Source organism: Rhizobium sp. L51/94, from assembly GCF_019355555.1.
GTDB classification, from domain to species: Bacteria; Pseudomonadota; Alphaproteobacteria; order Rhizobiales; family Rhizobiaceae; genus Rhizobium; species Rhizobium rhododendri.
In genome coordinates, this window is record NZ_CP072142.1 from 19,529 (window position 1) to 41,262 (window position 21,734).

The window sequence follows — 21,734 nt, forward strand, 5'->3', positions numbered from 1 at the left end:
TGCTGGCCCTCATGGCTGTGTTGCTCTCAAAACACCTTTTAGAATAATTAGTTCCGGGACATTATCTGTTGAGCAATTATCTACTGAACAATGGAATTAAGGTTTATTACAGCCACCATATCTCCTACGCCCGACGATCGTCACGTAAGACGCGGAAGAAAAGCTACCCCCCCGCGTTGCAGTTCTCCACAAGCATAAAATCTGTCGATCTCGGAACCCCGCGTTCAGATCGTTGTTAACTCGAGATGGATCATTCATCGAGGTGGATAGGCATGTCAGTAATCTTTCCCAAAGTTTTCAACCGTGAAAAGACAAACAATCCGAGCGACCAAGCACCGGCGGATGTTGATGTCCGCGTTAAGCCGTCGCAAGCATCCGACAACGCGCTCCTGATCATTCGTCTTCGAGCGTTACAACGGATGGACTGGCCATCGACGACAACGCGGTCATAAAACTCTTCACCTACGGCAACAGGCCTACGAGCGCATTCCTGGCCGCAAGCACGCCTTCAAAGTCGTGCACAAACTACCTGCCCATCTCTGGTTCAAGCGTATACTTTCATGAAGAATTATGGTGTCGATCGTTTTCCCGTTGGCGAGGGTAATCGGTATGGTTTGCTCGAATGTCTGGCCGCACGGGGTAGTCTTGGTGGACACCGCCGTTGCAGGATCGAACCGTAGCTGGGAAGCCAAGTCTTGCCAATTGCTTTGATCAAACCCTAGGGTCCGATTGAACCAGTTTGCCTTGCCCTGGTTTTGCGGATGAGTCGAATCGAGCAGGTAGCTCTCAAGATTTAAGGTGTCGAAGCCAACATCGACAGCGATATTTTCGGCAGGAGCCTTCATCAACGCTTGATCAACAGCTTCCTTATCAAGCGCGCTGATGCCGGCGAGTCCGACGCCAGCGCCGCCAAGCTCAGGAATTGAGGCGACGATCTCTTGGGATTACAGTAGCCTGTGCGGCACAGGCCTGCACTCCCAAGCTGCACATGGCGGCGAGCTCTTGCGCCTCCGGAAGCGCTGCGGCGCCTCCGACCGCGATCATGTATTCGACCTGGATGAGCTTGCCGACCGATTGCGCGAAGGCCGTATTTGCCATCAGTCCGTCGACGAGTGCGGCGTTTTGAATTGCAAACTGCCGGAGCGCAGACCCGTTGGTGCCCGCCGTCGTCGAGATGGCGTCGGTGAGACTTTGGAGAAGTTGGAGATAGGTCGGTTCCGAACCGGTCAGCGCGTTTTCGAGACGTGTGGCGTTCCCCTGGCCCTGCTCGACCACGCCGATAGCGTCCTTCAGGCCGTTCAGAACCGCTGATGGCTGGGCTGGCGTGGCGTTCTTGAGATCGTCGGTGTCGTTTGCGGCCGAGACCAGTGCTCGGTGGGGCTGTCTCCCGTTGCGCCCTCGATCCGAAAGCCGTCAATGATATCGTCAAGCACCGGGCCGCGCTGGCTGGGCTGGAGGCTGGGGAGTTTTCGGCGCATTGCTTGCGATCGGGTTATCTGACCGAGGCGGCCAATCGTGGCGTTCCCCTTCCCGAGGCCATGGAGCAGTCGAGGTACCAATCCGTTCAGCAAGCGTCCAGCTATTGCGCTATCACAACAACCCTACGCGGCGAACATGTAAGGTGGCACGACTACTTTAACGATTAAGTGACTTTCGATCAGCCTAGAGGGCTTCATTGCTCCTCCAAGAGCCGCCGTGCGGCAATATCGGCCAAAACCGAGAGCGCCAGAGACTGTGAATCTCTGGCCTTATTAAAAAGGCCTATCGGAGATTTGATCCGGGCAATCTCGCCGCGGCTATACCCGAGTTCTTCCAGCCGTTGAACACGTCTGGCATGTGTGCGCGCACTCCCGAGCGCACCGACGTAGAATGACCTAGAACGCAGCACCGCCTCGAAGACCGGGATTTCAAAATCGATATCGTGATAGAGGAGCGATACAGCCGTGTCGGCATCGATAATTTCTGGTGAAAGCGCCGGCCCGCTACCGTCGTAGCAATAGACGTCATACCCTGCAGCCGTAGCGACTCTGGCGGTGACATCGGCCTCGACCGACCGGCCGGCGAGAACTACCCGGACACGCGGGCGATGGTGCGTGATGAACGTCTGTCCCCTCCAGCCTGTCGGCTCGAACGTCTCTGTCGCAATCAGCCGCTGGGTGTCAGGTTGATAGCAGAGGCTTGCCGTTAGCCGCTTTCCAAGCCTGGCGAGAATGGACCATAAGGCCACGCTCTCACGAAGGACATGGATTGCAACCGTAATGCCGCCACCGCAGGGAAGGACGATATCGAAAAACGGCGATCCTTCCCCCAGCAGAAGGTTGCGATCGCAACCTCTCGAAATCGCCTCCATCGCCTCCGATGCAACCGCCGCCTCCGTACATCCGCCGGACACGAAACCGCAATAAAAGCCGTCATCGCGGATCGCCATGTGGGATCCGAGCGGGTGCGCGGATCCTCCGCGAATATCAACAAGCGTGGCAAAGGCCACTCCGTGTCCAGCATCGAAGGATTGAGCAGCAAACTCCATTATTTTTATGGCGTCATCGGTCATAAGAGCCTTTCTAGGCACGATTGGCGCAGTGACGCTGCATGAGCTCAACATCTGCAGACCTTTCATCGAATTGAGCAACCGCTGGATTTGCGTCCGGCATCGCTTGGACTGACAATCTGAAACTAGAGCAACTTTTCCAAGGTGATGGGGAGATCACGAACTCGTTTCCCCGTCGCGTGGAAGACAGCATTTGCAATCGCGGGCGCCACGCCGACGATACCAACTTCACCGACCCCCTTTCCTCCCAACGCGGACGCATCCAGATCGGGGACACCGACAGAGATCACTTGGATATCCGGGACATCCGAATTGGTCGGCACGAGGTAATCGGCAACATTATTGTTGACGAGCCTGCCGTTGCGCCGATCGACAAGGCCCTCTTCGAGCAAAGCTTGGCCGATGCCCATGATGATCCCGCCGCGCCATTGGCTCTCCACAAGTCGTGGATTGTAGAGACGACCGCAATCGAAGGCCGATACGATGCGAGAAACGCGAACCGTGCCGAAATCCTCGTCGATTTTCACCTCGACAAAATGCGCGCACCAACTGTGCATGGAATGGTCGCCCATGGTCGGCCCTTGGACGCCGGCCATTGTCGTCCAGGCTCGCTTGTGGTCGGCGGCCGATTGTGTGGCGTCATCGAGCGTGTTGCGGAGAACTTCCAAATGTTCTTTTCCAAGGGCCGACATTAATTCCGAAAGCGTGTATTCGCCGCCTCGCGCGGAGCCGAGCCGTCCGTTGATGAGCGTCAACGTGTTTGCGCCGGTATCGCGAAGGGGTGAGTTAGCGTCATTGAGTGCAAGTTCGATGAGCTCGTCACGCGCAGCGATCGCTGCTTTGTGGACGGCACCAGTAATCGACCCAGCAAGCATTGATCCGCCGGCAATCGCCGATCCCGGCATCCGCGAATCGCCAAGCAGGATATCGATCTGGCTGACGGGAACGCCCAGCGCGTCGGACGCTGTCTGGGCAAGGATCGTATAGGTTCCCTGCCCCATATCGATGGCGCTACTGATCACCTCCACGCGGCCGTTGCCAAGGATGCGTATCATCGCCGAGCTTGGCGCCCGGATAACAGGAAACGTGCCGCACCCGATTCCCCAGCCGACCAATGTCCTGCCCTCTCGCATGGACCGAGGCTGATGGCTGCGTCCCGACCAGCCGAAAGCGTCCGCGCCCTCCGTCAGGGCCTCTCGCAGGCGACGCGTCGACCAGGGTTTTCCGGACTGGTAATCGTGGTCGGCATAGTTCTTAAGGCGCAGTTCGAGCGGATCCATACCGATCTCATAGGCAAGTTCCTCCATGGCGCATTCGATGCCGTATGCGCTGGGGTTCTTGCCTGGGCCGCGGAGCGCGCCGGGCGTCACAGTGTTGACGGGGACTACCCGATGTTCGGAGCTGAAGTTTTCCACCTTGTAAAGCACTGCCGTTGCTGCGCCCGTCTGCTCGGGATAGTCGACATAAACTGACGTTTCGCTCGCACCGCGATGGATGATCGCTTGCAGCAGCCCGTCGCTGGTCGCTCCTAGCGAAATCTGCTGGCGCGTCGCCGCCCGTCCACCGTAGCTTGTGAAGTTCTGCGGTCGGGTCACCGCGAGCTTTACCGGACGGCCGAGTTTTCTTGCTGCGACAGCCGCAACAGCACCGTAGGCAAGCGCTGCACCTTTCGAGCCGAAGCCGCCGCCAATGAATGGGGATATGATCCGAACGTCTTCAAGCGGCAAGCCGAACCACTCGGCATAGCTGCGCGCCATTCCCTGGGCCCACTGGCTTGGCTCCCACACAGTCAGCGTATTGCCGTCCCATTTCGCCGTCAGCCCATGCGGCTCCATGGCAACGTGGAATTCGCGTGGCGTTCGGTATTCGACGTCGATCTTGACCTGTGCGCTGGCGAACGCCGACTCTGCGTCTCCCCACTTGGACGTCAGATTGTCCATGACTTTGCCCTGACCGGCATTGGGGTCGTCGAGGCCCATCACTGCGGGCGTTTCTTCGTAGGTAACCCGTATCAGCTTGACTGCCTCCGACGCTTGCTCCCGCGTCTCTGCCACAACAGCGCAGATGGTCTCGCCATTGAAGCGAACTTGGCGTGGCAGGGGATTGTAGTTCTGGTTTTCCGGGCGATTCCCGTACCAGTCGGAGGCGACCTTCAGTCCAAAATCATCCTCAGGCGTGAGAACCAGCAGAACGCCAGGCATCGCCTTCGCCTGTGCAGTGTCAACCGCAAGGACCCGACCCGCCGGAATTGTGCTCTGCAGTAGTACTGCATGCGCTAGATTTTCAAACGGATATTCAAGCGCGTAGGTGGCGGCTCCGGTAACCTTCACCGTGCCCTCGAAACGCGAATGCCGTCCGCCGATCATGCCGTCGGAAGCATCGCCATGCTTGCGGGATTCCATTATCGTCATAGAAGACCTCCCACGGTCAGAATGGCGCGCGCGACCACACGCGGCGCGAGTTCGATCTTGTACTGATTGCCGCCGTGCGGAAGCGCATTCTCCATTGTAAGCCGGCTGGCGGCTTCCACGGATGCAACATCGAGAACCTTGCCGATGAGTGCGGCCTCTATCGCGCGTGCGCGCCAGGGCCTTGTTGCAACACCTCCGAGCGCGATACGAATATCGCGCACCGTCTTGCCGTCCGCTTCCAGTTCGATACCGACGGCCGCGCTCGCTGCGGCAAACTCGTAAGATTGGCGATCGCGGACTTTCAGATAGGTCGAATTTCGTGCTGCCGGAGAGGCGGGGATCGTCACGGCCGTGATCATCTCGCCGGTTTCCAGCAAAGTCTCCCTTTGCGGCGTCGAGCCTGGCAGCAGAAAGAATTCGTCTATCGCCACGCTTCGCTCGCCGATCTTGATCTCGGCGTCGAAGGCCACGAGGGCGATTGCCAGATCGCCCGGATAGCTGGCAATGCAATTTGGGCTCGTGCCGAGCACCGCGTGGTTGCGGGTCACGCCGCCGATGGCCGAGCAGCCTGACCCGGGATTCCGCTTGTTGCACGCGGTAAAGGCGCCCGGCTCTCGGAAGTATGAACAGCGGGTCCGCTGAAGAAGATTGCCGCCGATCGTCGCCATGTTTCTGAGCTGTGCGGAGGCGGCAAGCGAGAGAGACTGTGCCACGGCCGGAAAATGGGAAAGGATGTGGGGATGGTCTGCGACGGCCGCCATCCTAGCAAGAGCGCCGATGCTGACACCCGTGTCATCGGCGTCGATCCCGTCCAGCCCAGCAAGGTGCGTGATGTCGACCACGCGCTCCGGCTCGGCCACGCCGCACTTGGCGAGGTCCAGAAGCGTGGTGCCCCCTGCAAGGAAGACCGCACCGCTTTGGACTTCCTGTTGCGCCTCGTCGATGGAGGTCGCACGTACGTAGGAAAAGTCTCTCATGCGCCAGTCTCCGCTGCTTTGCGCACGGCGGCGACGATGCTATTGTAGGCACCGCATCGACAGAGATTGCCGGACATGTATTCTCGGATCTCGGTGTCGGATCTGGCTCGGCCTTCGCGGATGCAGGCGACAGCCGACATGATCTGGCCAGGGGTACAGTATCCGCATTGAAACGCATCCTGATCCACGAAAGCTGCCTGAACTGGGTGAAGTTCACCATTTTTCCCAGCCAGCCCCTCGATCGTCGAGATCTGCCGACCTTCCACCTGGGCGGCGAGCGTCAGACAGGAGAGCACCCTTTGGCCGTCCACATGAACCGTGCAAGCACCGCACTGCCCCTGGTCGCAGCCCTTCTTGGTGCCTGTCAGGCAGAGATGGTCGCGAAGCGCGTCGAGCAAAGTGACGCGCGGCTCTATGGAGAGTTCGCGTGATTGTCCGTTGATGTCCAATGAAATTTGAAGCGTTCCGGCCATGATGGGTTCTCACTGTCGTCGTGGTGAAGCAATCGATAGAACTTTCGACCTGACAGACAGGCCGGCGTGCATTACAAGTGGAAGAGACGTTTAAAATGGAGGCGCCTCCGTTTAATCTAGGGACTTCCTGGTCATCGTCAAGTGCAAAATGATGGAGTAGCCTTTGGCCTCGGCCGAGCCAAAAAAAGAGCCGACCAGCGAACCTCCGTTGCGGGCAGACGCGCGCCGGAACAAGGAGCGGCTGATCGAGGTTGCAGCGGACGCGTTCGCCGAGAATGGTGTCGAGACCTCACTTGAGGACATCGCTCGCCGGGCCAGCGTCGGGATCGGTACACTGTATCGACATTTTCCGACCCGTGAGCACTTGGTGGAGGTTGTTTACCGACGCGAATTGGAAATGTTGGCTGCTGCTGCCGGCGGCTTGGCAAAAACCCATGCACCCGATGCGGCGCTTGAGGAATGGATGCGCAGGTTCGTGGGCTATATCGCTACAAAACGCGGCATGGCCAACAGCTTGCGGATATTGATGACCTCGAACTCGGCGCTGTTTGCCGAAGGCTCTGGTGTTCTGAGATCTGCATTAGACGATCTCTTGAAGAGTGCAGCCCAATCGCGGGCGGTGCGCAGTGATATTGACACGACGGACCTTTTGCATGCTCTCTCAAGCATTTACTCCATCCCCGACGCACCTGATTGGCGTGATCGGTCCCATCGACTAATCGGTCTGTTAATGGATGGCCTGCGGTGCAACAGGTAAAAAATCGTCCAGTGCCGCTGTTTCCCTATCCGCCTGTCACGCTCACATGCTGTAAATCGGCGAGGGATCCCGATGCCGATACCCATGATCGACGCTTCTATTCCTCACGTTGATAGGGTCATCTCTGTAAACGGCTTAATGTCTCGCTACAGCGTCGGTCAGCCGCGATGCAAGACCTTTCCGATTTCCGCCGCGAGCTGTGCCTGAGTGTAAGGCTTGCCGAGGCGCGGAAGATCCATCCCGCTACCAGCTGGGAGGTCGGCGTATCCAGTTGCTATGAGAATTGGCATCCCCGGCACCTTTTCCCGTACCGCCATGGCCAGCTCAGCACCGGTCATACCAGGCATGGAATAATCGGTGATCATTAGGTCGAACGTGTTGCCTGATTCCAGATACTTCAGGGCATCAGCACCAGAATTTGCTTCCACGACTTCGTGACCGAGATCTTCAAGCATGTCCACCGAGGCCATGGCGATAAGAGCATCATCGTCCACCATAAGGATCCGTATCGCCCGAGTGACGCCAATGCCACCCGGCTCGAGAGCGTCATCGATAGATATCGGCCGGAAAGTTTCGGGGAGCCACAGCTCCGCAAAAGTTCCGTGACCGACAGCACTGGTGAGACGCAGGCTTCCCTTCAGCTGCAGAGCAAGCCCGTGGACCATCGACAAGCCAAGGCCTGTTCCCTTTCCAAGTTCCTTTGTAGAAAAGAACGGATCGACTGCCTTCATCAGCGTCTGTTCGCTCATTCCGGTTCCGGTGTCTTCTACCGATAAAACGAGGTAGCGCCCTGACGTGAGATCCTTGGAAACTTCTCGTATTTCTTCGCCGCGAACGCGAACCTTGATTACTCCGCCGGAGGGCATGGCGTCCCGCGCGTTGACAACGAGATTGAGGAGTGCGAGTTCGACCTGGTTTGAATCGATCATTGCAGGCAGCAGGTTGTCTTCAAGCAGAACCTCGATTGCTATCGTCGTGCCGACCGATCGCTTGAGCAAATCCTCCATTCCGGTCACCAGCTTGCCGAGGTCTGTGGGTTCGACGCTCAGATCCTGACGTCGCGCAAAGGCAAGCAAGCGTTGTGTCAGCGCCGCGCCACGCTTTGCGCCCTGGATAGCACCGTCAATCAGGCGACATGCCTTCGGATCGTGCTGGAAATGCTTGCGAAGGAGATCAAGGTTTCCAAGCACGGCCATCAACAGGTTGTTGAAGTCGTGGGCGACACCGCCGGTGAGCTGGCCGATGACCTCCATCTTCTGAGCCTGCCTGAGTTGCTCTTCCGCCCTCTCCCGCTGGGCCACCTGTTCGATCAACCCCGCATTGGCTGCTTTCAACTCGGCTGTTCGCAGAGATACGCGCTCTTCCAGCAGATCGTTGACGCTCTTTAGCGTATCCTCGGCCACGCGGCGTTCGGTAATATCGGATGCAATGCCGACGAGTTTTTGCGCGCCACCGTTCCTGTCCCGGTAAAGCTGCGCGCGCACATCGACCCAGTGCTGGGTGGCATCGGGCCAGATGCAGCGGAAGTCGATCTCGCAGTCCCTGCCAGTCTCCACTGTCAGAGATATTGCACGTTTCAGTCGCGGCAGGTCGTCCTCGTGAATAGTCGCCAACCAATGTTCGTAAGAGAGCGGGCCGTCTTTAGGCTGTCCGAAAGTTGTGCGGAATAATTCAGAAGTCGTGAGCCGGTTTGCCTTGAGTTCCAGTTCCCAAGAGCCCAGACGCCCCGCTTCGAGCGCTGCCTGCAAACGGCGTTCGCCATCTGCAAGGTCGTTGAGGCGCGCACGCGCTTCATATTGCCTTTGCCGGCCCTTCATGGCAGTGCGCGCCACGCTGATAAAGGTGGTGGCGTGAAACGGCCTTTCCAGAAAGGTTACATTGCCGAGAATTTCAGAAAGACGCGCCGCAGCCGGATTTTTTTCTGGGCCACCGCCTCTTTGCGTTAACACTATGAACGGCATGTCCGACCAGCTCGGCTGGTTTGCAATCCAGCTGGCGAGCGGCTTCAAGTCGCCCGATCGTACCGTCTCCTCTGTCAGCACTCCAAAGGCAACTTTGTCGCCAAGGGTTGCAACGAAGGAAGGAAGGTCTCCAGCCGACCGGCACACAATCTTTGCGGCAGAAAGGAGCGAAGAAGCCACATCTGCATCCCGCCCGCCAGGGGCAAGTATGATCGCGTCTGCAAAACGATCAGGAATTGCCCAGCCCTCCGGTGGTCATGACCATGAGAGGCTCGGAAACATCGGTGAGGACTGGCACGCCGCGCAACACACCTTGGAACCCGGAGAGCGGCGCACCGAGGCTCAGACCTGTATTGTCGATCCGGTATTCTCGGATCGTGTCCTCATGCCTACCGGCACGCTTCTTGATCACGGAGACCGCGCGGCGGACGCGCCCGGCAGCCTCGAAATAACGCAACAGTATGACGGTGTCGGCCAGATAGGTGACATCCACCGGAGATTTCATGTCGCCGAAAAGTCCATGCTGGGCAACCGTGATGAACGTATTGGCTCCCTGTCTGTTCAAATACTGCAGAAGCTCGTGCAAATGAAGGATGAGGGCGTTTTCATCGGGCATCGCAGACTGGTAGCCGTTGATGCTGTCGATGATCACAGTCTTTGCATTGGCTTCTGTGACCCGGTCCATAACCCGACGAGTAAACTCCCCCGGCGACAGCTCAGCGGCGTCCAGCTGCTCTATGTGAACAAAGCCTTGATCGCTCAACCCCTCGAGATCCAGGCCCATCGCTTTCATGCGTGCGAAAAGTAGGCCAAGCTCCTCGTCGAAGATGAAAACTGCAGCCTTTTCACCACGGGCGACGGCGGCCTTGACGAACTCGAAGGTAAACGTGCTCTTGCCCGTGCCGGCAGGGCCAATGAGGAGCGTGCTCGATCCGCGTTCGATCCCGCCCCCAAGCAGGCTGTCAAACTCAGCGTTGCCGGTCGGCAAAATATTACGGGCGAAATCAGTTCGATGCTCGGCGGCACGCAATCGCGGAAACACCTCTACTCCACCTGTCTTGATGGCAAGGTCATGATATCCGCCGCGGAATGCCCGTCCGCGGTATTTGATGATCCGCAGCCGCCGGCGCTCGGAGCCATAATCTGGAGCTAGTTCCTCGAGGTGGATGACCCCGTGGACCACACTGTGGACAGTTTTATCCATCATCTCGGTCGTCATGTCATCTAGCAGCAGCACCGTTGCACCCTGCCGGGCAAAGAAATGCTTGAGAGCCAGGATCTGACGACGATAGCGAAGCGAACTCTGCGCCAGAAGCCTGATTTCGGAAAGGCTATCAAGGACAACTCTGCTCGGCTTGATGCGCTCGAAAGCGTCAAAGATTAGCTTAGTCGTTTCACCGAGTTCGAGATCCGAAGAATACAAAAGGCTCTGCTGCTGATCCGGATCGAGCAGGCTTTCCGGCGGGACGAGCTCGAAGAGCTCAATGGTATCATCTATAACCATCCCGTGCGAGGCGGCGCTCGCCCGCAGCTCTGAATCCGTTTCGGAGAGTGTGATGTAGAGACACTTTTCTCCAAGTTTGGCGCCTTCGAGGAGAAATTGCAGTGCGATTGTCGTCTTGCCTGTGCCGGGATTTCCTTCCAGCAGAAACACATGATCGCGTGAAAGTCCTCCTGAAAGTACATCGTCCAATCCGGCCACGCCCGTCAGGGCGTTGGTTTCAAGCCCTACGGCCATGTCAGCTCCTACGTTTGCGTGGATTAAAATATGTCGTCAAATAAAAATTTCAATCAGGTCAACTTCAGATCGCTACTTGCCGCAAGAGTTGACAACAAACAAAATTATCCGAAGTCGGCGCTAGGGCCGGTGGGATGGTGTTCGACCACGAAGCCGAGCATCCATCCGGCTGGGCTGCCGTTTCATCTTTCGTTATCAAGATTGGCTGCTCGCCATCCACGCCACACGAATAGGTCAGAACCGCGATCGACAGCGGTCAACGAGCAGGACTGGCGAGCGATATAGCCGAGAAGATGAAGGCTGCACCTGCCCTAGTTACCAACAGCGAGCGCGAAGTCTCCAGCTACCTGACTGCGGATATAAAACTGGGCACGCTCTCGTTAGTCGCCCTGATGAGGTTGGATCATGCGCCTTGAAATGACAGTGCCATGTGTTTAGGCGCTGCCAGTGGACCCCTCGCCCACGCACGAGATTTGCTCACCCATGTCAGGAAAAAGGGACGAGCCAGCTAGTTTTGTATCGAGTGGACCTGAAGCCCGATTATGACGCATCGCGGCCGAAACGCTGGAATTCTCCCAACACCCGCCATATCGCAAGTCTCGTCGCACAATTCGCGCGGGCAACCTTGGAATCTCACCACCGACCACCGCTCGTCGCGCGAGACTGCCTTCTTGCGCAGACGGCCGCACTACTTAGGCTGCCTCAAAAAGAGGTGGGTGATTTCAACAGGTGCTAGCAGTGCTCAGCTAGCTCGTGCCCAGGGGCGTCTACTTTGATACATGCTTTGACCACACCCTTGACCAAATGCTGCGGGTTGCCGTCAGAGGCGGCCCCGGCTATCATTGCATGGTTGCCGGCGCTCATGCCTCCAGTAAAACCCTCTGGGCCGCCAGTTAGTCTAGGCGCCTTTATAGAGGATATACAACCATTTCTGGTCGCAAGGACAGGCGATTGCAAAGTAGTGGACGCTTATCTTCTCCTCTTGGTCTAAGTGCTATATCCGTTCTATAGATGCAAGCATTGAGAGTACTTCGCGCCCGAAAGGATATTTGCCGTGCCTGAACCTATGGTTGTGTGGGCATTTCCAATTAGCCCCTCGAATACTACGCTCCTCGCGTACTGCGACACGCTGGACAAGGCGTTTCAAGAGGCAGGTCAACATCGGCGCGATTTGTGCGAAAGTGGCTCTTTAGAAGAGCCTTGGCCGGAGACATCAATTTTCAAATTGACGCTTGAACCGCTCGATCGTCATTTGGTTTTGAACTTGCTCAATGAGCGCGAACCCGACTGGAGCGCCACGATTGCACTGCAGGAAACGGTCGGAATTGTCACAGACGAAGGCGCGCGCCTTTTCGGTGAGGCGGAACACTAAGCTGGGGGACCGAAAGCAAGTCTGACAATGGGCCCGCCGAACGCGCTGGTTGGAGCTGGTGTTTTGCGTCAATCGATGTCAGTAACCCGTCCTCGCGAGGCAGGATGGGGGTCATTATCCCCAAAGTTCTTTCAGGACTGCGCGTTGTGACGCTTCATGAGGCGCAAAGGAATGCAGCCTCGATCATCTTGTAACCTAGGCCGCCATTTCGGGCGTTATTGTCTGATCGGCGTCCGCGTCCTCGTGCATTGGCTTTGGTCGGCCAAGGAAGTAGCCCTGTGCTTCGTTGCATCCCTCCGACAAAAGAATGTCGAGCTGGACTCGCGTCTCCACGCCTTCCGCAAGGACAGGTACTTCGAGGCTCTGACCTAGGGCAAGAATGGCGCGAACAATTGCCTTGGCCTGCGGACTTGTCTCCACTTGGTCCATAAAGCTGCGATCAAGCTTGATCTTATCGAAAGGAAAGGCCCGAAGGGTTTCAAGCGACGAATAGCCTGTGCCGAAATCGTCGATGGCGATTGAGACACCGAGTTGCTTGATTTGTCGAAGCGCGTGTAGCGCGCGATCCTTGTCCGTTATAATCGATGTTTCGGTGATCTCAAGTTCGAGGCGTGCCGGGTTCAGACCGGTGTCGAGCAAAACAGTATGAACCAGTGCGGCGATATCGGTGTTCATCAGTTGCACCGGCGAGAGGTTTACAGCAATCTTGTGCGGCTGCTGCCAACGAGCCGCTTCACGGCAAGCTTCGCGCAGCACCCATTCGCCGATCGGAAGGATTGCACCGCACTCCTCAGCCAGAACAATGAAGTCCATCGGTGGCACGTTCCCTCGGTCCGGATGGTTCCAGCGCAACAGGGCCTCGTAACCGGTAACGGCGCCTGTCATGACCGATTTCTGCACTTGATAATGCAGGTGGAACTGTTTCTTCTCAACGGCCGCCCATAGATCATTTGCCAGTGCGCGGCGGCCACGCGCCGCCTCATCCATTGCCGTTTCGTAGAAGCAGACCGACTGCCTCAAAGCGCCTTTCGCCCTGTACATCGCCAGATCGGCATTACCAAGCAACAACTCAGCGCTGTCAGCATCCTGTGGATAAAGCGCGATCCCCATGCTCGCACCGGGCTTGATCTCAAAACCTTCGACGTGGATCTCGGCGCACAGGCAGGCTTCCAGCCGAGCGAGAAAGTCATGCAGTTCGACCATCTCAGTAAAGCGCTTGACCGCTGCAAATTCGTCGCCTCCGAAACGAGCAACAAATTCGTCGTCCTCGAGCATTGCAGTCATGCGGTCGGCAAGCACGCTCAGAACCTGATCGCCTGTCGCATGTCCATGCTGGTCATTGATTTCCTTGAACTTGTCGAGATCGATGACGATGACCGCAAGCTGGGCCGCGGTTCGACGGGCAAGAACAAGCTCCTGCGCGAGAGATGCGTTGAATTCTGCACGATTGGCCAGACCGGTCAGGCCGTCATGGCTGGCCATGAAAGAGATCTTTTCTTCGGACAATAGCCGCGCAGTGATGTCCTCGAATGTGACGACCCAAGCGCCGCTTTCCATAGTATTGTAATTTGCCTGCACCGAGGTGCCGCTCGAAAGTCTATGGATTATGGCGCCGTGCTCGCCACCCCGTACGACGGCCATATGTCGGTCGTAATGGTGCGAGGCTTTCGGACCGTAGACGTCAGGCGAAGCATCGGTCAGGGAATAGCCACGCTCGACGATGTCGCGATAGCGAAGGCCCGGGACGATAAAACCGGGAGGGAAGCCGAATATCTCGCTATAGCGCTCATTGGCCAGTACCAGGCACTCATTCGCATCGAATAGGCAAATTCCCTGGGACATATTTTGCAGGGCGACATCAAGGTTTCTCATAACCGCGGCAAGGCGATCTGCGTCGGCCTTGTGGATAGTCTTGTCCCTGATGATCTTGGCATAACCAGCCAGTTCGCCATTGTCCGCAAAAATTGGATTGATGACAACATGTGCCCAGAAACACGTGCCGTCCTTGCGATAGTACCAATACTCTCCCTCGAATTTCTCTCTGGTTCTTGCGATGTCCAGCGCGGTCGCCGGGATCCCGTTGTGCCGATCCTTCTGTGAATAGAAGATTGCAAAATGCTTGCCGACAATCTCCGCGGCGGTATATCCGCTGGCGCGTTCGGCGCCAGCGTTCCAGCTGCTGACATGACCCTGAAGACCGAGCATGTAGATAGCGTAATCGGTAACGCCCTCAATCAGCATCTTGAAGTTTGCGTTGCTCGCAGATGCGGCGTTCTCCGCACGAACAGCAAAAAGAGCTGCTGCAAGGCCGGATGCCAAAAGTGAAAGTGAGACACTGGCGATCGTCACAATCATCACGATCGGCGACAGAAGATTGAAACGATCCAGCGGTACTGCGGCCGGGACGATATTGACCCCACCCATTGCAGTGAAATGCAGGCTAACGACGCCAAGCGTCAGCATGCTTGCCGAGAGCAGCTTGCTTCTAAGGTTATTTCCGCATTGGTAGGCGACGGAGAAGCCGGCCATCGAAAATAGGCACCCTAACAGCAGTGAGGCGGCGATGAGGTCACGGTCCCACGTGATCTTGCCGGGGAATTCAATCGCCGACATCCCGAGGAAGTGCATTGCGCCGACACCGAGCGCAAAAAGGCTGCCTCCAGCCAGAAAACCGGCACGACTGCGCAAGTAGGTTGCTGTGGCGACGCTGGCTCCAGTCGTCGCGACGGCGATCAGTAGGGATAGGAAAGTGCGGTAGGCCTCGTAGCCGACGACGACGCCGGGATCATAGGCGAGCATGGCAATAAAATGCGTCGACCAGATGCCAAAACCACCGGCGACGCCAGCAGTCGCCAACCAGATTCCTCGGGCAATACCGCCGGTTTTCTGCGCTCTCTGGAGCAACATCATCGCGACATAGCTCGACAGGAAGCACAAAATCCCAGCCAACACTACCAGACGAAGATCGTGTTCACCCGAAAGACACGTCAATACCCTGAACATTCACAACATCCCCGAAACATACCAATCTCATATGTGGGATATCGAATGTACGAAATGCTAATGGCGGGAGATACAACCGGACAATATCATCTGCTTCCAACGGCGTAGTTAATACAGCGTAAAGTCTATTGGTTGGCTACAGCGAAGGCCGGCCTATGTGGCTTGGCCATCTTGCTTTTGTTCACTGATGTCAAACCTCAGGGTCATACTGGCGTGGACTATCGTCTGTTGAAAACAGGACGCAATGACCCTGCGAACCCCTTGGATCATAGGCATAGCCCTTGAGCGCCAGCGCATGCGTAATGTCGCGGATACCGGACAACCCGTATAGATGGTCATGAAGTTCCAAGAAGATGCGTTCGATCCCTGGCAGCTCGGCGTTCTGTAGCAGATCCCGTTCTGCTCCTTCTATGTCCATAACGAGGGCGTTGATACGATTGCGCATGATGAATGTGTCAATGTTGGCAGATGTAAGCTCTATTTCGTGCTCGTAGGCCCCTTGGTTTTCATCCATAGATGACATCCAAAGGTCCTTGCGTACGTAAAACCTGCAGGTTTTTGGTTCTCCGTTTGTGAGAAGCCCCTGCGAAAAGATGACATTGTCGAGACCATTAGCCCTTATGACCCGTTGTGCCAGCAGTGCAGTGGTTGGGTTGGCTTCAAACGCCCACACCGATACCCCTTCGATTTTCGCGATAATCGACGTGATGATGCCAATGCCTGACCCAAGTTCAAGTACCCGGTCTCCCGGTTTAACAGCCCTGAAAACCGCCCGTGCTTCTTTTGCTTCATAACTGCCGCTGGTAAGCGCCAACCATATGACAGGAGAAACCTCGCAGGGTGCCAGGGGCACGTCAATTCCATGTATGGTCAATAGCTCCATGCCTGCACACTCCCAATTCCACACTATAAAGCCTTGCCTACCAATCTTTGCCCTTCTACGTGATCGGCGTGCAGGTACGCAAGTTCCGAAGCAGGCATGGGCCGTCCAGTCAGGTAGCCTTGGGCCTGTTCACATCCAAGCCGCCTCAGCAACTCGAATTGCTCCTCCGTTTCAATGCCTTCCACGATTGTGGTCATGCTCAGGCTGCGGCCTACCCCTATCGCTAGTTCAACGATCGTCAAAGCACTCGGCGATGTCGTAACGTCGCGGACGAAAGACCGATCGATTTTCATCTTGTCGAAGGGAAAGCTGCTGAGGCTACCAAGCGACGAATAACCGGTACCGAAATCGTCCATTGCGATGTGGATCCCGAGCGCCTTTATTTGCCGTAGCGTTTCAAGCGTCTGTTCATTTTTGTCAAGCATCACAGATTCTGTGATTTCCAATTCCAGCCGGTCGGGGGAAAGCCCAGTCTGGTCGAGGGTGGCCGCAAGCTTTTGGATGAGGTTCACCCCACGAAACTGAACTGGAGAAAGGTTGACGGAAATCTTGGAGAGGCGTCCCCACGCCGCAGCTTCAACACACGCTGTCTTGAGAACCCACGCCCCCAGTTCGTGGATTAATCCGATCCTCTCAGCGACCGGAATGAATAGCGTGGGCGAGACGAAGCCGCGTGTCGGGTGTTTCCATCGCAGCAGCGCCTCATAGCCGCAAATGTCGCGGGTCGCCATTATGACCTGGGGCTGATAGTAGACCTCCATCTCGCCCTGTTCCAGAGCCCGTGACAAGTCGATCTCAAAGGATTTCGTCTCCTGCAAGCGTACTTGCATCTGAGGATCGAATAGGCATGCATGCCCCGCTCCGAGCGCCTTGGCTTCATAGAGGGCAAGATCTGCTTGCTTCAACAGTTCCTCTGTCGTTGACACATCATCCGAAAAAGCAATACCGACACATGTATTGATTTTGATTCGCAGTTGATCGATCTGATACGGTTCGGCGATCTTTGTGATTATACTATTGGCGAGATCAAATGCCTTTTCCCGGGTCAAGCCTGTGGACAATACGGCAAACTCATCCCCACCCAGACGGCAAGCTGTATCGCCGCCATGGCTCAGACGGTTTAACCTCGCCGCGACAGCCTGGAGGAGCACGTCACCCATATCGTGCCCGAGCGTATCGTTGACATCCTTGAACCCATCGAGATCAAGAAGAAGAATAGAAGATACTTCGGTATGCGCTGTTGCCCGCCGTAGCTCCAGGTCTTGTCTGAGCAGGACGCGATTGGGAAGACCGGTGAGTGCATCGTGATGAGCATCGTGTTCAAGACGAAGGTTCTGATTTTGCAGTTCTTCCGTTGCCTGGCGAAGATCGGTTGCCAATCGCTCCGTGCGGGTGTGCGCGCGACCGAGCAGCCGGTTTTGACGAAGCAGAAAGATCACCAGCACGACGCCACATAGAATAAGTCCTGACGCAAGTCCGATATGAATGAAATAAAGATGACGCATTTGTGCCTGCGCGTCGTTAAGAAGGGTTGCGCCATACTCGGTTGCCGCAACGCCAAGCCCCATCAAAGGCGAATCGAGCCTGCCCATCGACTGAAGAGCAGCTTGCACACCTGCCCTGTCCAGATGCTCCAACCGTTCATCCAAGCTCAGAAGCGTTGCTCTGAACGCCTCGAACACGGCTCTGTTGTGTCGGTCGCCTTCAATGAGAACGCGTAGACTGCCCTGCTGCAGAAGCTGAACACGACCAATCGCAATCTCGAGGCGGAGGCGCGCGTCCGCTCTATTTGCATCTGTCATATCTAAAGCATAAGCAGCCAGACTGCGTTCGAGCCTCAAATACTCGACAGACGCTTGATTGACGGTCCAAGAATCGTTGTACCGGGTAAATTTTTGCAAACCTGTTTGCTGCGAAGCGATAATGGTGGCGATGTAGCACGTTGCTACTATCAGGCCGCAGATGACGGCTCCCAGGATCCATCTCACGCTTAATCTCTATTCGACTCTAAGCTTGGCGACCTGCCAGGCCGACCGTGTGTAATAAAGCTGGTTTTGCAGTTGAGAATCACTGTCGTAGGGATACACGATAAACAATGGCCCCTTGTCTCGAATCGCCATGTATTTTCCATCTCGTTTCAGGGCGAGAATGACATGATATTTTTTAAAGTCTTCGAGCGGAATTACGCAGCTATAGTCATTAAGTGCGATTGCAGTTACAGTCGATCCTTTGGCGCCGACAAGGGTCATCAGCTTTTGGAGTGACACTCCTTCGAAGCGAACTTTGCCATCATACCAAGGCGTTGACGTTTCGACAGTTTCTAGGCCCAGCGTTTCAAGCATATCGCGGTCGAATTGAGCATCCAGCCCTGCATTTGTGTTTTCGATGTTTCCGGAGATGGTCAGGATCGTTTCGTTCTTTGCCTCTGGAATGGATCCTGCGTTTGCGCTGGAAAACCAGATGAACGTTAAAGTCACACAGGCTATGACACGGGCGAGGTTCATTATTCTTCTCCAGACGCAACAATTTGACAAATACAAGGCATTGCCTAATTTTCGGTGACGATAAGAACGCCTTTTCAGCGTTTGTACCCGACGGCGAGCAACTATTTTTGGTATCAGATGAACGCCGTTGTCCTTGGTCGCTTTTTCGGCCAAACGAGGTTGTCTAAAAACACGGAGGCGCCTTTAATTCTGTCTAAGATAGATCGGAGTTTTGGATATAGAGCTCGCTCTTTCGCTCCAATAGGAAGGACACAGCGTAGAGACGCGGAAGACACCTGCAAAATTGGCGATGGCAGCGGCTTTCCATGTTTGATGTTCAAGAACTTTCATCGCTTAAATGCACAGAATTCCTTGACCTAGCGTGCGTATCGAACGGCATTTCGTACTGTTGCACGATATAGGCCGGGACGACAAACGCGGTGGAATCGCTGAGCTTGGTATGTGCCACCTGCAACTTTGTTCGCTCATTGCCAATCATCACCCGGCTTACCTGCCACATACACACAAGCTGCATACCGCATGAATTGCTCTCCAAACCTGTTGTTCTTGTAATTATCATCAGTATATTAGGAATGATTTTACGCGAAGCTGCCATCTTCATCTAAAAAATGAGGATGCCATGCTTAGCTATATGCGGTTATTTCGTTGGCTCACCTTGCGCGAAGAGCAGCCCGAGCTAGCGATCGCCCAATGCCGCGAGCTCCAGGGCCAAATTCCTCTGCTTTATGCTCTGCTAAGCTTGAACGCAGTTGCGGTCGCCTACACTCATCTTGACGTTGCCCCTGCCTGGATGACCGTATGGATTCCGCTGGTTCTAGTATCCGCCAGCATTCTGCGCCTTATTGCTTGGCTGAAAAAGCCTGATGCGCCTATAAATGGGGCCGAAGCAATCCGGACGCTCAGAAGGACCACAGTCCTTGGCGGTGTAATGGCCTCGGTCTACATCTCCTGGTCTTTGGGATTGGGCAGCTACGGGGGTGACCACCAACAGGCACACGTTGCGATCTTTATCGCAATTACTGTCATTGGATGTATCTTTTGCCTGATCCACCTTCCCCAGGCAGCTCTGGCCGTGACTGCCATCGTGACTATTCCCTATCTCATTTATTATTTTTCGCTTGGCGATGCGGTGTACATCGCCATCGCCCTGAATATCCTGCTTGTGACCATCGTGATGATCCGTGTCCTTCTTAACAGTCATCGCGGCTTCGTTCGACTGGTCCGCTCGGAGGCCGAGACGCAACGGTTAAACCGTGAGGTGACGGTTCTCGCGCATACGGATCCCCTTACTCGACTTCCAAACCGTCGGCTGTTCTTCTCGGAGTTGTCGGGCCGTATCGGACTGGATGGTAAAAAGGGCGGCAGGATCTGCGTGGGAATTATTGATCTTGACCGCTTCAAAGCGGTCAACGACACCTATGGCCACATCGTCGGAGACCAGTTGCTCGAAGCCGCCGGAGAGCGGCTTCGGGTGGCTTTCGGATCTGAAGCAATGGTGGCACGTCTTGGAGGCGATGAATTCGCTTTCTTTCTGGGAATGGACGGAGAAGCGGCGACGGTATTTGCGAACCGGATGTGCGCAGCTCTTTTGGTGCCTTTCAAGCTTGGCGATATCGTCATCTCTATCGGAGCATCTTGTGGTCTTTCTACGTCGACGTCCGAGGTCGTCAGCGCCATGACACTCTACGACCAAGCTGATTATGCCCTCTACAGAGCGAAGAGCGAGCAACGCGGTTTTGCCGTGCTCTATTCAAGCGAGCACGAGCGGCTCATTCGGTCGGACCGCGCCGTGGAAGCGGCACTGCAGGCCGCCGATCTCGAGACCGAAATGGAGCTCGACCTTCAGCCAATCGTCAGTGGGCCGAATTTCGAGATGAGGGCAGTGGAGGCGCTTGCCAGGTGGACCAGTCCCACCCTTGGCCGTATCCCCCCTGATATCTTCATCCCACTTGCCGAGCGGGCGGGCATCATCCACCGGCTAACCTTGACACTCCTGCGCAAGGCGCTCGCGCATCTCACACGGCTACCCGCCGGAATAACGTTATCGTTCAACCTGTCTGCCCATGACCTCACGTCCTCGGAGACCGTGGTTGGCATCATCGCATTGATTCTCGAAGCTGGCACTGAACCCTCCCGCATCACCATGGAACTGACGGAAACCGCCGTCATGCGTGACTTCGATGCTGCAGAGCAATCAATCCGCCTTCTTCGCGGCCTCGGCATCAAAATCGCGCTCGACGACTTCGGTACGGGTCAATCCAGCCTGAGCTATCTTCACAGGCTGCCGATCGATAAGGTGAAGATCGACCGAAGCTTCGTGATTGGGACAGCGAGCGAGTCGGGATGCGAAATACTGGCGGCGGTCGTTGCGCTATGCCGATCGATGAAGATGCTATGTATCGCGGAAGGTGTCGAAGACACTCGCCAGCTTGACATCCTGCGGGGCATCGGGTGCGATACATTTCAAGGCTATTTATTCGCCAGGCCGATGGCGATCGATAGCCTCATGGAATGGATGACGTTGCGCGTCGCAGCGTAAATTTTCCCCGCTTTGGTCTCAGCTAGACAGGCTTTTGGATGCGAGCTGTGTCGCTTCCCCTACCCTACTCTTGAGCAATAGGGACGATCTTGGTCGTGACGAAAAGTGAATCAGGCTCCGATCTTCCCACTTTTCCAAAAGTCCACGCGGTTTGATCTCCTTCCCGGCCGGTTTTGGTTCCGCATAGAACCAGGCCGCGTCTACATTTTTCTGACCGTCGACCTCTAACGTATAGTAGCTTACTTGGCCTTTCCAAAGCACAGCTCGACTTGGTGTCGGGGGGCCCCAAGGCCGAAAAAGAAGATCTCGGAAGAGGCACCCGTCGTGGGAGAGCCGGTATAGAGGCTCGCCGCGCTACCGTAGATCGATGAAGGGTTCACCGAAATTGGAAGCATTCGCCGAGGACCGCAGGTTCAGCTTTTCTTGCGCGATCGGCGCTTCCACTTTGCGGCCAGAGCCTCGACGTTTTTTCTCGTTCATCGTGGCCAAAACCACCAATACGCCACACTTGAACTTGACGAGGGCAAAGTGACGACAATCGCGAGCGCTCAAAGACTTGGGACAGATG

Annotated in this window: 15 protein-coding genes and 2 pseudogenes; 4 read left to right on the top strand and 13 right to left on the bottom strand. The window is 56.0% G+C overall.

Translation table 11 applies throughout. The features are described 5' to 3' along the window. Positions 1 to 596: 596 nt before the first annotated feature. The 6 genes and pseudogenes from J5274_RS29365 to J5274_RS18205 all read right to left on the bottom strand — a co-directional run. A pseudogene (locus tag J5274_RS29365) lies at positions 597 to 845 on the bottom strand (DUF6883 domain-containing protein); the annotation flags it as partial. A gap of 70 nt (positions 846 to 915) precedes the next feature. Continuing rightward, on the bottom strand, positions 916 to 1,275 hold the full coding sequence (locus tag J5274_RS18185) for a hypothetical protein (RefSeq protein WP_219275397.1): 360 nt from the start codon (positions 1,273 to 1,275) through the stop codon (positions 916 to 918). A 397-nt stretch (positions 1,276 to 1,672) separates the two neighbouring features. Continuing rightward, positions 1,673 to 2,617, bottom strand: coding sequence for an XdhC family protein (locus tag J5274_RS18190; RefSeq protein WP_307877644.1), 945 nt, complete (start codon positions 2,615 to 2,617; stop codon positions 1,673 to 1,675). Between the two features lie 56 nt (positions 2,618 to 2,673). Continuing rightward, on the bottom strand, positions 2,674 to 4,959 hold the full coding sequence (locus tag J5274_RS18195) for a xanthine dehydrogenase family protein molybdopterin-binding subunit (protein WP_219275399.1): 2,286 nt from the start codon (positions 4,957 to 4,959) through the stop codon (positions 2,674 to 2,676). Further along, complete coding sequence (locus J5274_RS18200) at positions 4,956 to 5,936, bottom strand: xanthine dehydrogenase family protein subunit M (RefSeq protein ID WP_219275400.1); 981 nt, start codon at positions 5,934 to 5,936, stop codon at positions 4,956 to 4,958. Before J5274_RS18200 ends, J5274_RS18195 begins: the two co-directional genes overlap by 4 nt. Then, entirely contained in the window at positions 5,933 to 6,409 is a 477-nt protein-coding gene (locus J5274_RS18205; RefSeq protein ID WP_142831055.1) for a (2Fe-2S)-binding protein, read from the bottom strand. Before J5274_RS18205 ends, J5274_RS18200 begins: the two co-directional genes overlap by 4 nt. A 163-nt stretch (positions 6,410 to 6,572) precedes the next feature. Between J5274_RS18205 and J5274_RS18210 the strand changes: the two genes are divergently transcribed. Beyond that, on the top strand, positions 6,573 to 7,166 hold the full coding sequence (locus J5274_RS18210) for a TetR/AcrR family transcriptional regulator (protein ID WP_142831054.1): 594 nt from the start codon (positions 6,573 to 6,575) through the stop codon (positions 7,164 to 7,166). A gap of 158 nt (positions 7,167 to 7,324) precedes the next feature. On the opposite strand, the gene J5274_RS18215 is transcribed toward J5274_RS18210, so the two are convergent. Then, entirely contained in the window at positions 7,325 to 9,307 is a 1,983-nt protein-coding gene (locus J5274_RS18215; RefSeq protein WP_257625707.1) for an ATP-binding protein, read from the bottom strand. A 49-nt stretch (positions 9,308 to 9,356) separates the two neighbouring features. Further along, positions 9,357 to 10,865: an ATPase domain-containing protein gene (locus J5274_RS18220; protein ID WP_142831052.1), complete on the bottom strand. Its 1,509-nt coding sequence runs from the start codon at positions 10,863 to 10,865 to the stop codon at positions 9,357 to 9,359. 134 nt (positions 10,866 to 10,999) lie between these two features. Between J5274_RS18220 and J5274_RS18225 the strand changes: the two are divergent. Both J5274_RS18225 and J5274_RS18230 read left to right on the top strand, forming a co-directional pair. Continuing rightward, positions 11,000 to 11,167 (top strand): annotated as a pseudogene (locus tag J5274_RS18225) (IS3 family transposase); the annotation flags it as partial. 752 nt (positions 11,168 to 11,919) lie between these two features. Next, positions 11,920 to 12,237 (top strand): hypothetical protein, encoded by a 318-nt coding sequence (locus tag J5274_RS18230; protein WP_142831051.1) that lies wholly within the window; start codon positions 11,920 to 11,922, stop codon positions 12,235 to 12,237. 195 nt (positions 12,238 to 12,432) lie between these two features. Here the strand turns inward: J5274_RS18230 and J5274_RS18235 are convergent, their stop codons facing one another. The 4 genes from J5274_RS18235 to J5274_RS18250 form a co-directional block, all read right to left on the bottom strand. Next, positions 12,433 to 15,240 (bottom strand): EAL domain-containing protein, encoded by a 2,808-nt coding sequence (locus tag J5274_RS18235; RefSeq protein WP_219275401.1) that lies wholly within the window; start codon positions 15,238 to 15,240, stop codon positions 12,433 to 12,435. Positions 15,241 to 15,430: 190 nt separating this feature from the next. Continuing rightward, a complete protein-coding gene (locus tag J5274_RS18240; protein ID WP_209186896.1) occupies positions 15,431 to 16,123 on the bottom strand; it encodes an FkbM family methyltransferase in 693 nt (230 codons plus the stop codon). 23 nt (positions 16,124 to 16,146) lie between these two features. Beyond that, a complete protein-coding gene (locus J5274_RS18245; RefSeq protein ID WP_219275402.1) occupies positions 16,147 to 18,111 on the bottom strand; it encodes a bifunctional diguanylate cyclase/phosphodiesterase in 1,965 nt (654 codons plus the stop codon). A gap of 9 nt (positions 18,112 to 18,120) precedes the next feature. Further along, a complete protein-coding gene (locus J5274_RS18250; protein WP_219275403.1) occupies positions 18,121 to 18,627 on the bottom strand; it encodes an oxidoreductase in 507 nt (168 codons plus the stop codon). 619 nt (positions 18,628 to 19,246) lie between these two features. Here J5274_RS18250 and J5274_RS18255 point away from each other — a divergent pair. Then, a complete protein-coding gene (locus J5274_RS18255) occupies positions 19,247 to 21,166 on the top strand; it encodes a bifunctional diguanylate cyclase/phosphodiesterase (RefSeq protein ID WP_219275404.1) in 1,920 nt (639 codons plus the stop codon). 18 nt (positions 21,167 to 21,184) lie between these two features. Here the strand turns inward: J5274_RS18255 and J5274_RS29370 are convergent, their stop codons facing one another. Continuing rightward, positions 21,185 to 21,427 carry a DUF427 domain-containing protein gene (locus tag J5274_RS29370; RefSeq protein WP_219275405.1) on the bottom strand — a complete coding sequence of 81 codons (243 nt, stop codon included), beginning with the start codon at positions 21,425 to 21,427 and terminating at the stop codon, positions 21,185 to 21,187. Positions 21,428 to 21,734 lie beyond the last annotated feature (307 nt).

Coding starts and splice junctions, on each gene's coding strand:
- J5274_RS18190 (WP_307877644.1), bottom strand. CDS start 2,617: ATGAAAGGTCTGCAGATGTTGAGCTCATGCAGCGTCACTGCGCCAATC.
- J5274_RS18195 (WP_219275399.1), bottom strand. CDS start 4,959: ATGACGATAATGGAATCCCGCAAGCATGGCGATGCTTCCGACGGCATG.
- J5274_RS18200 (WP_219275400.1), bottom strand. CDS start 5,936: ATGAGAGACTTTTCCTACGTACGTGCGACCTCCATCGACGAGGCGCAA.
- J5274_RS18205 (WP_142831055.1), bottom strand. CDS start 6,409: ATGGCCGGAACGCTTCAAATTTCATTGGACATCAACGGACAATCACGC.
- J5274_RS18220 (WP_142831052.1), bottom strand. CDS start 10,865: ATGGCCGTAGGGCTTGAAACCAACGCCCTGACGGGCGTGGCCGGATTG.
- J5274_RS18235 (WP_219275401.1), bottom strand. CDS start 15,240: ATGTTCAGGGTATTGACGTGTCTTTCGGGTGAACACGATCTTCGTCTG.
- J5274_RS18240 (WP_209186896.1), bottom strand. CDS start 16,123: ATGGAGCTATTGACCATACATGGAATTGACGTGCCCCTGGCACCCTGC.
- J5274_RS18250 (WP_219275403.1), bottom strand. CDS start 18,627: ATGAACCTCGCCCGTGTCATAGCCTGTGTGACTTTAACGTTCATCTGG.
- J5274_RS18255 (WP_219275404.1), top strand. CDS start 19,247: ATGCTTAGCTATATGCGGTTATTTCGTTGGCTCACCTTGCGCGAAGAG.